This is a genomic window from Paenibacillus sp. 32352, from assembly GCF_002042965.1.
Lineage (GTDB): Bacteria > Bacillota > Bacilli > Paenibacillales > NBRC-103111 > Paenibacillus_S > Paenibacillus_S vulneris.
Genome location: NZ_MZNT01000004.1, coordinates 90,643 through 103,297, shown reverse-complemented (window position 1 = coordinate 103,297; position 12,655 = coordinate 90,643). Strand labels below are relative to the sequence as shown.

The following is a 12,655-nucleotide window of genomic DNA, read 5'->3' as shown; positions in this document are numbered from 1 at the left end:
GCCTATGGCAGATTCCTTAGTCATTGTGGAGTCACCCGCAAAAGCAAAAACCATCGGTAAATATTTAGGCAGCAAGTTTATAGTCAAAGCATCCATGGGCCACATCCGCGATCTTCCGAAAAGCCAGATGGGTGTTGAGATAAAGAAAAATTTTGAGCCCAAATACATTACGATCCGGGGAAAAGGTTCTGTATTGAAGGAACTGAAGGACGCCCGGAAAAAAGTAAAAAAAGTGTATCTGGCGGCTGACCCTGATCGCGAAGGGGAAGCTATTGCCTGGCATCTGGCTCATTATCTCGAGCTTGAAGAAACGGAAGCCTGCCGGGTTGTATTTAATGAAATAACGAAGCAAGCCGTTAAGGATGCGTTTAAAACGCCTCGGAAAATCAATCTGGACTTGGTCAATGCGCAGCAGGCGAGAAGAATTCTTGACCGGCTGGTTGGTTACAAGATCAGTCCGCTGCTTTGGAAAAAAGTAAAGAAAGGTTTATCGGCGGGCCGCGTACAATCGGTTGCCGTAAAGCTGATTTACGATCGGGAAAATGAGATCAAGTCCTTCGTTCCTGAGGAATATTGGTCCATCACCGCTAGACTTTTGTCCGGCACCTCCGAATTCGAAGCCAAGTTTCACAGTGTGAACGGGGAGAAGAAGGAGCTTAAGAACGAGCAGGAAGTTAATGAAGTTTTGGCGTCGCTGAATAAGGCTGATTTCATTATTCAAGAGATCAAAGAAAAGGAACGCCTGCGCAATCCTTCTCCGCCGTTTATAACGAGCTCCTTGCAGCAGGAAGCTGCACGAAAGCTGAACTTTCGGGCTTCCAAGACGATGTCCGTCGCACAGCAGCTCTATGAAGGTATCGATCTGGGAAGCGAGGGAACCGTCGGTCTGATTACTTACATGCGTACCGATTCCACCCGGATTTCTCCGGTCGCTCAGGAAGAAGCCAAGGAGTTCATTCTTACAAAGTTCGGAGACGCCTACTATCCGGAAACTCCGCGAGTTTATGTGAAAAAAGCGGCTAACGCGCAAGATGCGCACGAAGCGATACGTCCGAGCTCCGTGCTGCGTGAGCCGGATCAGATAAAGGAATATTTGAGCCGGGATCAGTTCCGTCTATATAAGCTTGTCTGGGAAAGGTTTGTCGCAAGCCAAATGGCGTCGGCAATTCTGGACACGATGACCGTCGATATCGCTGCAGGTGATAACATCTTTAGAGCCGTGGGCTCAAAAATGAAATTCCCTGGCTTTATGAAGGTCTATGTAGAGGGTAACGATGACGGAACGACCGAAGAAGATAAGCTGCTGCCTCCGTTAAAGCAGGGGGAAAAAGTAAAGAAAAAGCAGATCGATCCAAAGCAGCATTTTACGCAACCGCCTCCACGCTATACCGAAGCCCGGCTGGTTAGAGCATTGGAAGAAATGGGAATCGGCCGCCCGAGTACGTATGCACCTACGCTGGAAACGATTCAAAGACGCGGCTACGTGGCGATTGAAGAGAAAAAGTTTGTCCCGACCGAGCTTGGTGAGCTGGTTATTCAACAAATGATCGAGTTTTTCCCGGAAATATTGGACGTAGAATTTACGGCTCATATGGAAGAGGAATTGGACCAAGTTGAAGAGGGTAAAGAGGATTGGGTCAAAGTATTGAGCTCCTTCTATCAATCGTTGGAGAAGCGCCTGGAAGTTGCCGAAGAAGAGATGGAAAAGATTGAAATTCAGGACGAGGTATCGGATGAGATATGTGAGAAATGCGGCAAGCATCTGGTATACAAGATGGGGCGGTTCGGAAAATTCCTTGCTTGTTCCGGATTTCCGGAATGCCGCAACACCAAGCCGATTATTAAGGATATCGGTGTAACCTGTCCGAGCTGTAAGGAAGGCCACATTATCGAACGGCGTAGCAAGAAAGGGCGCGTATTTTATGGCTGCGACCGCTATCCGGAATGCGAATTCGTTTCGTGGGATAAGCCGGTGGAAAAGCCTTGCCCTAAGTGCGGATCGTTAGTGGTGGAGAAACGCAACAAGAACGGTGTGTTTCACCAATGCATTCAATGCGATTTCAAAGAAGAAGTACAGGAAAAAGAATGATTCTAGCTTGAGATTTTCAGGAGGGTAACATCTTGTCAGAGACACCGAAAGTAACCGTCATCGGAGCCGGACTGGCTGGCAGCGAAGCCGCTTGGCAAATTGCCAGTCAGGGCGTGCCCGTTATCTTATATGAAATGCGTCCGGTTAGGAAAACACCGGCACATATATCAGATCAATTCGCCGAGCTGGTATGCAGTAACTCCCTTCGCGCTAACGGCCTAACCAATGCGGTAGGCGTGCTCAAGGAAGAAATGCGAATCTTGAACTCCCTCATTTTGCGCTGTGCGGACAAGCACGCTGTACCTGCAGGCGGTGCTTTAGCAGTGGACAGGGAAGGGTTCTCCGCAGAGGTTACATCCATCCTGCGCAGCCATCCGCTTATTGAAGTGCGCAATGAGGAGCTTCAAGAGCTGCCAGACGGCATCACTGTTGTGGCTACTGGCCCGCTGACATCTCCGTCATTGTCCGCTCATCTCCAAGCCTTGATGGGCGAGGAGTATCTGTATTTTTATGATGCGGCTGCACCGATCGTCGAGAAGGATTCCATCGATATGAGCAAGGTGTATCTCGCTTCCCGTTATGACAAAGGGGAGGCAGCTTATCTAAACTGCCCGATGACGGAGGAAGAGTTTAACACGTTCTACGATGCTCTTATTTCTGCCGAGGTTGCTCCTATCAAAGAATTCGAGAAGGAGATTTATTTCGAGGGCTGCATGCCGATCGAAGTCATGGCCAAGAGAGGCAAACAAACTGCGCTATATGGTCCTATGAAGCCTGTAGGGCTTGTGAATCCACATACCAATGAGCTTCCTTATGCAGTAGTTCAGCTCCGCCAGGATAACGCGGCAGGAACGTTATATAATCTGGTAGGCTTCCAGACTCATTTGAAGTGGGGAGAACAAAAAAGAGTATTTTCGCTGATTCCCGGGCTTGAAAATGCCGAGTTCGTCCGCTACGGCGTGATGCATAGAAATACATTTATCAACTCACCCAAGCTTTTGAAGCCGACCTATCAGTTCAAGAAGCGGGACAACCTGTTTTTTGCCGGACAAATGACCGGTGTCGAAGGCTATGTCGAATCGGCCGCATCCGGATTGCTTGCTGGCATGAACGCTGCTCGTTTTGCGTTAGGACTGGATTGTCTGGTCCTGCCTGCTGATACGACACTGGGAAGTATGGCGCATTATATTACAACGGCCGATTTCAAGCATTTCCAGCCGATGAATGCGAATTTCGGGCTGCTTCCGCCGCTGGATGTAAAGATCAAAGTGAAGAAAGAACGGTATGAGAAAATAGCTTTACGTGCAATTGAGAAAATTCAGAATTTTTCCCGAAACGAATACAATTCCACTTGTAAGTAAAAGCTTTACTATGATACTATAAAGTTGTTTTTGAAATTCATTACCAATAAGTATGGAATAAGATACTTTATTTTTACGAACCTCTGCATCGCGGCTGCTCACTTTGTGCGTCCTCGAACGAGGTTTTTCTATTGAATACCTGAATATAGGACTAATTGGGGACTCATCAATGAAAACACGTTGTAGAACGGTTTTCTTACGGAGGTATTTATTATGGAACAATTTCATGCGACCACGATATTCGCTATCCGTCATAACGGAAAAAGCGCTATTGCCGGAGACGGTCAAGTAACATTCGGTAACAGCATGATCATGAAGGGTTCGGCCAAAAAGGTTCGCAGGCTTTATCGCGGCAAGGTGATTGCCGGATTTGCAGGCTCGGTTGCCGATGCTATTACTTTGTTTGAAAAGTTTGAGGCGAAGCTTGAAGAGCATCACGGAAATTTGCAGCGCTCGGCTGTAGAGCTCGCCAAAGAATGGCGCTCTGACCGTGTATTGAGACGTCTGGAAGCGATGATGATCGTTATGGATGCTAGCGGTGTCCTTCTCATATCGGGGAACGGAGAAATTATCGAACCGGATGACGGTATTTTGGCCATTGGGTCAGGGGGAAGCTTCGCATTGGCCGCGGGAAGAGCGCTACATCGCTATGCGCCGCATATGAGTGCCAAGGAAATCGCCCATGCCGCGTTAACGATGGCTGCTGAAATCTGTGTGTTTACGAACCATAATATCATCGTGGAAGAAATCGAGTAGACGACCATATAAGGAGGGACTCCATTGAAACATACTGCATTGACGCCAAAAGAGATTGTCGCTCAGCTGGACAAATATATCGTAGGCCAAAAAAAAGCGAAGAAATCGGTGGCAGTAGCTCTGCGTAACCGGTACCGCCGAAGTCTGCTGGATGAAACGCTTCGCAACGAAATTGTGCCTAAAAACATTTTGATGATCGGACCAACTGGTGTGGGAAAAACGGAAATTGCACGCAGACTTGCCAAACTGGTGAACGCTCCCTTCATTAAAGTAGAAGCGACCAAATTTACGGAAGTCGGTTACGTTGGCCGCGATGTTGAAGCCATGGTCAGAGATTTGGTGGAAACGTCCATTCGTATGGTGAAGCTGGAGCGGACCGAGAAGCTGAAAGACAAGGCGGAGCAAATGGCCAACGATAGAATCGTAACCATCCTCGTTCCCGGCTCCTCCAAATCCAAGACGCAGCGTAACCCCCTTGAAATGCTGTTTGGCAACCAAAATCAGACAGAAACTCATGAGCCTGAAGCGGATCAGCATGTACAGTCCCGCAGGCAGGAAGTGAGAGAGAAGCTGAACAAGGGAGAGCTGGAGCAGCAAATCATCGAGATTGAAATCGAGGATAACTCGCCATCCATGCTGGATATGCTATCAGGCCAAGGCAATGAACAGGCCGGAATGAATATGCAGGAGCTTTTTGGCAGCTTTATGCCGAAAAAAACGAAGAAGCGTAAGCTCCCCATCAAGGAGGCGCGCAAGCTGCTGATCCAGGAGGAAGCGCAAAAGCTTTTAGATATGGATGAAGTGATTCAGGATGCAGTGACTCGCGCTGAACAGCACGGAATTATTTTTATTGATGAGATTGATAAAATATGCAGCAGCGGCCGCAGCGGGGGACCTGACGTATCGAGAGAAGGCGTCCAGCGCGACATTCTGCCTATTGTGGAAGGCTCGACTATTATGACCAAATACGGTCCGATTCAGACCGATTACATTCTGTTCATTGCTGCAGGGGCGTTCCATGTATCTAAGCCTTCAGACCTAATTCCTGAGCTTCAAGGACGTTTTCCTATACGTGTAGAACTAAGCAGCTTGACGCAACAGGACTTTGTGCTTATTCTGAAGGAGCCAAAGCATGCACTGACCAAGCAATATACGGCATTGTTGGAAACGGAAGGGATCCAGGTCCAATTTTCCGACGAGGCTATTGAGGAAATTGCTAAAATTGCTGCGGAAGTCAATCAAAATACGGATAATATCGGTGCAAGAAGACTTCATACGATACTAGAAAAGCTGCTGGAGGACTTATCGTACGAGGCTCCGGAAATAACATTAGAACAGATCGTTATTACACCGGAATACGTTCGTGAGAAGCTGACGGACATCGTACAGAACCGCGACTTGAGCCAGTATATTTTGTAAATGAATAAGGCGTGCGCGGCACTTAAATGCTAGTCGCCTGGGAGGCAGTACAATGACATTGTTGACGAAGACAAGAAGATTAAATAAATTGCTTCAGAAGGAAGCGGGGAACCCGGTCAGCTTTATGAACATGGCCGAGGTGCTCGGTGATATCCTGCAGGCGGATATATTCGTGGTGAGCCGTAAAGGGAAGGTGTTAGGCAAGGCTCTGACGGATCCGGAATCGGGAGAAAACGTGAACGAAACCCTGCTGTATGAAAACCGTTTTCCTCAGGAGTATAACCAATTGCTGCTGAAGATTGAGGAGACCTCTTCCAATTTGACCGCGCTGAGCGATTATAATGTGTTCGGGGAAAGAGTGCCGGAGGACGGCATCTACATAACGATAGTGCCGGTAATAGGCGGCGGCGACCGGTTAGGAACCCTGATTCTGACAAGGAGATCCGGAGGCTTTATTGACGACGATCTGATCGTGGCGGAATATGGTTCGACGGTGGTTGCTATGGAGATCCTTCGGGAGAAAGCCGAGCAGGCGGAGGTAGAAGCGAGAAGCAAGGCGGTGGTTCAGGTAGCCGTAGGCTCTTTATCGTTCAGCGAGCTGGAAGCCGTTGAGCATATTTTCGAGCAATTGGAAGGCTCGGAAGGATTGCTTGTTGCAAGTAAAATAGCGGATCGTGTCGGAATTACAAGGTCGGTTATTGTCAATGCTTTAAGAAAATTGGAAAGCGCCGGCGTGATCGAAACCCGCTCGTTAGGTATGAAAGGGACCTATATTCGAGTCCTGAACGATCAATTAATCCAGGGAATTCACAGTTTAAAAATATAGTAAATATGCAGGTTCTAAGCCCTATAGCTCAAATATAGGGCTTTTTTCATATTGTAATAAAATGCTAATATCTTCATTATAGATATAGTTCTGGGCGACTACATTTCCTTCCATTTATACATATTATTTTTTGAAGAATATGTCGAAGGAAGGAGGAAAATGATGTCGACCTGTTGAATACTACAAACTAACATCACCGTGAAGGTAGGAACGTGTATGAATATTTTGAACAAGCCGTCATTTAATCAGCTGGAACGTACTCTTGATGCCGCTTCAATGCGTCAACGTGTCATTGCGGACAATGTCGCCAATGTGGATACACCACTCTTCAAAAGGTCCGATGTGCGGTTTGAGGAACTACTGCAAAATGAACTGAACGGCACCTCCCCGCTTCAGGGTTACAGAACAGATCCGCGCCACTTCTATATTGGACGTGCTGCGGTACCGGAGCCGCAGATTGTTAGAGACAACTCATCGGCCATTAACAATAACCTTAACAATGTCGATGTGGATTACGAAATGTCTCTCTTGGCAAAAAATCAGCTCAGATATAACGTCATGATTCAAGAAGTCAGCAGTGAAATCAAAAAAGCAAGAACGGCTATCGGGGGGCGGGTTTAATAGATGAAGCTGACAAACGGTTTTGACATTAGTTCTTCGGCATTAACGGCACAGCGCTTCCGAATGGATGTGATCTCATCCAATATAGCCAATGCCGACTCCACTAGAGCGAGAATGGTTAACGGGAAATGGGTTCCTTATCAAAGAAAGCTAGTGACTATTGAGCCTAAACAGCCTTCCTTCGAACAAGCGCTGCAAAATGCGCAATCGGGTTCGGTTGGTGAAGGAGTTAAAGTAACCAGAATCATTGAAGATACTTCTCCCTTTAAGCAGGTTTACAATCCGACTCATCCGGATGCAGACGAGAATGGATATGTCATGATGCCGAATGTTGACGTGCTTAAAGAAATGGTGGATATGATATCTGCAACACGGTCTTATGAAGCTAACGTAACGGCTTTGAACGCATCCAAATCATTCATCACCAAAGCTTTGGAAATTGGTAAATAAGAAACCATTAATTAAATGAAGGAGATACTGACATGATTGAAAAATTGGGTATGCAACCGCTGCAAGCGGCCTCTCAATCTATTCCCAAAAGTACTAGCGCAGCTGAAGTTTCGGAGCAGTTCAGTCAATTCCTCGGGGATGCGATGAACAAGTTAAAAGAACAGCAGGCGGAAGTCGATAAGCTGAATGATCAGTTTGCCAAAGGTCAAACTTCAGATGTACATCAAATTATGATCGCTTCGGAGAAGGCGGCTTTAGGTTTAGAGCTAACGGTTCAGGTGCGAAATAAAGTCATTGAAGCGTATCAAGAGATCATGAGAACGCAAGTATAAGGTGTACACCTAGCAGTCATTCAGATGGGGTGAAATAGTGAACGAGAATATTACCCAGTATTGGAATCGTGTCACGCAATACTGGAACCAATTCAGTAAAGCTCAGAAAATAACGTTTTCAGCGACAGTGATCCTGGTCATATTAACACTTGGAATTATCAGCTACAATTTTTCGAAGACTGAATACGCGCTTGCATATACCAATCTCCAACCAAGCGACGCGGCAGCTATTAAAGGGTATCTCGATAGTGCCAAAATTCCTTACCAGTTAAGCGAGGACGGCAAAAACATCGGGGTTCCCCGCAGCGAAGTTGCTAATGTAAAGCTTGCGGTTGAATCTCAAGGACTTAATAAAAACGGGAACATCGGTTACGGAGAATTCGGGAAAAGCAGTACTTTCGGTACGACAGACAAGGAATTCAATGTGAAGTACATCAATGCGGTTCAAGGCGAGCTGCAGCAGCTGATTAACTCCAACACCGCAGTCAGTAGTTCCAAAGTATTAATCAATATTCCTGAGGAGAGTGTCTTTCTTCCTAAAGGTGCTGATAAAGAGAAGGCATCCGCATCCGTCGTCGTAAATGTGAAGCCAGGCTATCAGCTGGATCAAGCAAAGATCGATACGATGTATAACCTGGTATCCCACAGTGTTAAAGGATTGCCGATAGAGAATATCACCATCTCCGATCAGAACGGCGAGCCTCTGGAATATTCTAAAGGCAACAATAAATTAAACAGCGCGAACGCTGCACTTCAAAATTTTGAAATTAACAATCAATTCAAGAACGATATTCAGAAAAACGTTCAGCAAATGCTGGCAGCCATTCTTGGTAAGGATAAGGTCATCGTACAAGTGTTCTCGACTATGAACTTTGACCAAATGAACAGCCATCAGCAATTGGTTACGGCTCCTAACACAGTCGATCAAAAAGGCTTGGAAATATCGGTTCAGGAAATCCAGAAAAACTATACGAGCGACGGAACGGCTGCTAATGGCGGGGTACCGGGTACAGGACAAACCGATGTTCCGGGATATCCGGGCAGCAACAGTAACGGCAAGGCTCAGTCCGAAGAATTACAACGAACCGTCAACTCTGAGGTCAATCGGATTACGAACGATATTATCTCAACACCCTATGTTGTTAAAGATTTAACCATTAACGTAGGTATTGAACCACCTAACCCGGATGATCCGAATTCCTTAACGCAGGAAACGCGTGATGCAGTTCAGCGTATTCTGGTCAACGTGGTAAGAGCGGCGTTAGCCGATAATAAGCAAACATTGACTGAGGCGGATTTATTACAAAAAGTATCGGTCTTCCCTCATTCGTTTGCACGTACTTCCCAAAATCAATTGAGCAGCAATAATTCATTGCTTCTATACGGCGGCTTGGGCGGGCTCGCATTAGCGCTTCTGGCAGCAGGGGCATTCATTTGGATGAAACGCCGCAAAGCGAAGGAAGAAGCTCTGGATGAGCTTGAAGCAGAACCGGCTAAGCTGGAATTCCCTACAATTGATATTGACAATGTGACTAATGAAAATCAGGTTCGCAAGCAGTTGGAAACCTTGGCAAAACGAAAACCGGAGGAATTCGTCAATCTGCTTCGTACCTGGTTAGTAGATGAATAGAGGTGTGATGGTTGGCTAAAGTGCAGCAGCAAGTTTTAACAGGGCGTCAAAAAGCTGCCATTCTGTTGATCAGCCTTGGTCCGGAAGTGTCGGCTCAGATCTTTAAGCATCTGCGGGATGAAGAGATTGAGCAGTTAACTTTAGAGATCGCGAACGTCCGAAAGGTCGACAGTATTGAGAAAGAATCGATTTTAGCCGAGTTTCACCAAATATGCTTGGCACAGGAATTCATCTCTCAGGGCGGTATTGCATATGCAAAAGACATTTTGGAGAAGGCGCTCGGATCTCAAAAAGCGCTCGATATCATTAACCGGTTAACTGCAACCTTGCAGGTTCGGCCGTTTGATTTCGCAAGAAAAGCGGATCCTGCCCAAATATTAAATTTTATCCAAAATGAAAATTCTCAAACTATTGCTTTAGTTCTTGCTTACTTACAGCCCGAGCAATCATCGATCATTTTGTCTTCTTTGCCGCAGGACAAGCAAGCGGATGTTGCCAAACGCATTGCTTTGATGGACAGTACCTCACCTGAAGTTATCAGCCAGGTTGAACGTGTACTGGAGCAGAAGCTTTCCGCGACCGTCACTCAGGATTACACCAATGCGGGCGGTATTGCAGCCATCGTACAAATATTGAACGGGGTTGACCGCGGTACCGAAAGAACTATACTCGATTCCTTGGAGATTCAAGATCCAGAGCTGGCCGAAGAGATCAAGAAAAGAATGTTCGTCTTCGAAGATATCGTCAATATCGACAACCGCTCTATTCAAAGAATTATCCGGGATATCGAAAATGCCGATCTGCAGCTTGCGCTTAAAGTGGCCAGCGAGGAAGTACGAGATGCCATCTTCAAAAACATGTCCAAACGAATGGCCGAAACCTTCAAGGAAGAAATGGAATTTATGGGACCTGTTCGTTTGCGTGATGTCGAAGAAGCCCAAACACGTATCGTTGCAACCATACGCCGCCTAGAAGAAGCTGGTGAAATCATCATAGCCCGCGGTGGAGGAGATGATATTATTGTCTAATGTCATCAAGTATACCCAGTACATATCGTTAGACGATAAAAAGGTCGTTGAAGTTGCGCAAAAATATAAAATGTATGAAGATTCCGGTACAGCCGATGGCCTGACGGAAGAACAGCAGCAAGAACTTAACGAACTTCATGAAATGAAAGATCAAATCCTGCAGGATGCCCAAATGTTCGCCGAAGAGCAAGTTCGGTTGGCCATGGAAGAAGCGGCGGCTGCACGAGAACATGCTATAACGGAAATTGAACAATGGTGGAACGAGAAGCGCGAGAGCGATGAGCAACTGCGTAATGAATTAAAGGAAGAAGGCTTCCGTCAAGGCTATGAAAATGGCTTGAAAGAGTCGGAAGAGCATCTCCGCGAGCAGTATAACGACATGCTGCAGGAAGCATCCCAAATATTGGAGCAAGCTTATCACCTGAAGCAGCAGATTATTCAAGAGGCAGAGCCTTTTTTGATCCAGCTCAGCTGCGCTATTGCAGAAAAAATCATTGACAGGCAGCTGACATTAGAGCCGCAATGGATCATAGAGCTGATTCAATCGATTCTATCCCGCAGGAGAGAAAAAGGAATTATTACGCTCTGCGTAGCTCCGGCACATTTCGCCTATATTCAGGATGCGCGTGAGGAGCTGCTGCTTCATATTGATTCTCAAGCGGAGCTTCAAATCATTCCGGATCCGTCGGTTCATGATCATGGATGTGTGGTACGTTCCAACTTTGGCAGCATCGATGCCAAGATAGATACACAGCTAAAGGAAATCAAAAACGCGCTTCAGCATCTTGCCGTCAGAAATGAGGGAGTGTAGATGAATCAGGTGCCGGACGTGTTTAAGTATATCGAACATCTGAGACAAATTGATCCCGTCAGAGTGAACGGTAAGGTCACGCAAGTCATCGGATTGACTGTAGAGTCGGAAGGACCCGACGCCAGCATCGGCGATGTCTGCTACATTTATCCGTTAAAATCGGATGTGCCCTTGAAGGCTGAAGTCGTAGGCTTTAAGAACAATAAAGTTCTGCTCATGCCTCTCGGAGAGCTTCATTCGATCGGACCCGGCTGCGATGTAGTAGGGACCGGGAAGCCGCTCACCGTACAGGTTGGACATGAGTTGCTCGGCAAGGTGCTAGATGGCCTGGGCCAGCCCTTGGACGGTACCTTCTTGTCATCGCGGATGGCACAATACTCGACGCACAATGCTCCGAGCAATCCCTTGAAGCGACCGCGTGTGCTGGAACCGATCAGCGTCGGTGTTCGCTGTATCGATGGATTGCTAACGATCGGAAAAGGTCAGCGTGTAGGTATTTTTGCAGGTTCTGGTGTTGGTAAGAGTACGCTGATGGGAATGATTGCAAGGAATACTTCCGCTGATGTCAACGTCATTGCACTCATAGGTGAACGGGGCAGGGAAGTACTGGATTTCATCGAACGCGATCTTGGTCCTGAAGGACTTGCCCGATCGGTTGTCATTGTAGCTACATCTGATCAACCGGCGTTAATACGGATTAAAGGCGCCTTAATTGCAACCAGCATCGCTGAATATTTCAGAGACCGCGGATTGAATGTCATGTTGATGATGGATTCCGTCACCCGCTATGCCATGGCGCAGCGCGAAGTTGGTCTGGCAGTAGGAGAACCGCCGGCAACACGCGGATATACTCCATCCGTATTTGCTACATTGCCCAAGCTTCTCGAACGCTCCGGTACCGGCCCTAGAGGCTCCATTACCGCATTTTATACGGTGCTGGTCGATGGTGACGACATGAATGAGCCGATTGCCGATGCAGTTCGCGGGATATTGGACGGGCACATTGTGCTTGACCGGAACATTGCGAACCGGGGGCATTATCCAGCCATTGATGTTCTTTCCAGCGTCAGCCGTGTCATGAAGGAAATTGTTTCCAAAGAGCATCAGCTGGCAGCGGAAAATTTGAAGCGTCTCTTATCTATTTATAAAGATTCGGAAGATTTGATAAATATAGGGGCGTACCAAAAAGGATCCAATCCGGAAATTGATACATCCTTGGAGTATATTCACTCCATATGGGACTACACAAAACAAAGAGTCGATGAGAAGCTGACATTTAGCGAGGCTCAGGAAAGATTGATTTTAGAATTTAACAAAGGGTGAACATAAACT

At 46.8% G+C, this 12,655-nt stretch carries 12 protein-coding genes; all 12 read left to right on the top strand.

Going from position 1 to position 12,655, the window contains the following annotated elements:
• Positions 1–4 precede the first annotated feature (4 nt).
• The 12 genes from topA to fliI all read left to right on the top strand — a co-directional run bounded on the left by topA (position 5) and on the right by fliI (position 12,646).
• On the top strand, positions 5–2,089 hold the full coding sequence (gene topA, locus B1728_RS11065; RefSeq protein WP_079910278.1) for a type I DNA topoisomerase: 2,085 nt from the start codon (positions 5–7) through the stop codon (positions 2,087–2,089).
• 32 nt (positions 2,090–2,121) lie between these two features.
• Positions 2,122–3,450: an FADH(2)-oxidizing methylenetetrahydrofolate--tRNA-(uracil(54)-C(5))-methyltransferase TrmFO gene (trmFO, locus tag B1728_RS11060; protein ID WP_079910277.1), complete on the top strand. Its 1,329-nt coding sequence runs from the start codon at positions 2,122–2,124 to the stop codon at positions 3,448–3,450.
• Between the two features lie 213 nt (positions 3,451–3,663).
• A complete protein-coding gene (gene hslV, locus B1728_RS11055; RefSeq protein ID WP_079910276.1) occupies positions 3,664–4,206 on the top strand; it encodes an ATP-dependent protease subunit HslV in 543 nt (180 codons plus the stop codon).
• Between the two features lie 24 nt (positions 4,207–4,230).
• Entirely contained in the window at positions 4,231–5,625 is a 1,395-nt protein-coding gene (gene hslU / locus B1728_RS11050) for an ATP-dependent protease ATPase subunit HslU (protein WP_079910275.1), read from the top strand.
• A 52-nt stretch (positions 5,626–5,677) separates the two neighbouring features.
• On the top strand, positions 5,678–6,451 hold the full coding sequence (gene codY, locus B1728_RS11045) for a GTP-sensing pleiotropic transcriptional regulator CodY (protein WP_079910274.1): 774 nt from the start codon (positions 5,678–5,680) through the stop codon (positions 6,449–6,451).
• Between the two features lie 216 nt (positions 6,452–6,667).
• Positions 6,668–7,072, top strand: coding sequence for a flagellar basal body rod protein FlgB (gene flgB / locus B1728_RS11040; protein ID WP_079910273.1), 405 nt, complete (start codon positions 6,668–6,670; stop codon positions 7,070–7,072).
• 3 nt (positions 7,073–7,075) lie between these two features.
• Positions 7,076–7,522 carry a flagellar basal body rod protein FlgC gene (flgC, locus tag B1728_RS11035; RefSeq protein WP_079910272.1) on the top strand — a complete coding sequence of 149 codons (447 nt, stop codon included), beginning with the start codon at positions 7,076–7,078 and terminating at the stop codon, positions 7,520–7,522.
• 32 nt (positions 7,523–7,554) lie between these two features.
• Positions 7,555–7,854 carry a flagellar hook-basal body complex protein FliE gene (gene fliE / locus B1728_RS11030; RefSeq protein ID WP_079910271.1) on the top strand — a complete coding sequence of 100 codons (300 nt, stop codon included), beginning with the start codon at positions 7,555–7,557 and terminating at the stop codon, positions 7,852–7,854.
• 37 nt (positions 7,855–7,891) lie between these two features.
• Positions 7,892–9,484, top strand: coding sequence for a flagellar basal-body MS-ring/collar protein FliF (gene fliF / locus B1728_RS11025; protein ID WP_079910270.1), 1,593 nt, complete (start codon positions 7,892–7,894; stop codon positions 9,482–9,484).
• An 11-nt stretch (positions 9,485–9,495) separates the two neighbouring features.
• The gene (gene fliG, locus B1728_RS11020) at positions 9,496–10,512 is read left to right on the top strand and encodes a flagellar motor switch protein FliG (RefSeq protein ID WP_079910269.1); all 1,017 of its coding nucleotides are present in this window, start codon (positions 9,496–9,498) and stop codon (positions 10,510–10,512) included.
• Positions 10,505–11,323 (top strand): FliH/SctL family protein, encoded by an 819-nt coding sequence (locus tag B1728_RS11015; RefSeq protein ID WP_079910268.1) that lies wholly within the window; start codon positions 10,505–10,507, stop codon positions 11,321–11,323. The genes fliG and B1728_RS11015 overlap by 8 nt, the downstream gene beginning before the upstream one ends.
• Positions 11,324–12,646 carry a flagellar protein export ATPase FliI gene (gene fliI / locus B1728_RS11010; RefSeq protein ID WP_079910267.1) on the top strand — a complete coding sequence of 441 codons (1,323 nt, stop codon included), beginning with the start codon at positions 11,324–11,326 and terminating at the stop codon, positions 12,644–12,646. It abuts the gene before it with no gap.
• Positions 12,647–12,655 lie beyond the last annotated feature (9 nt).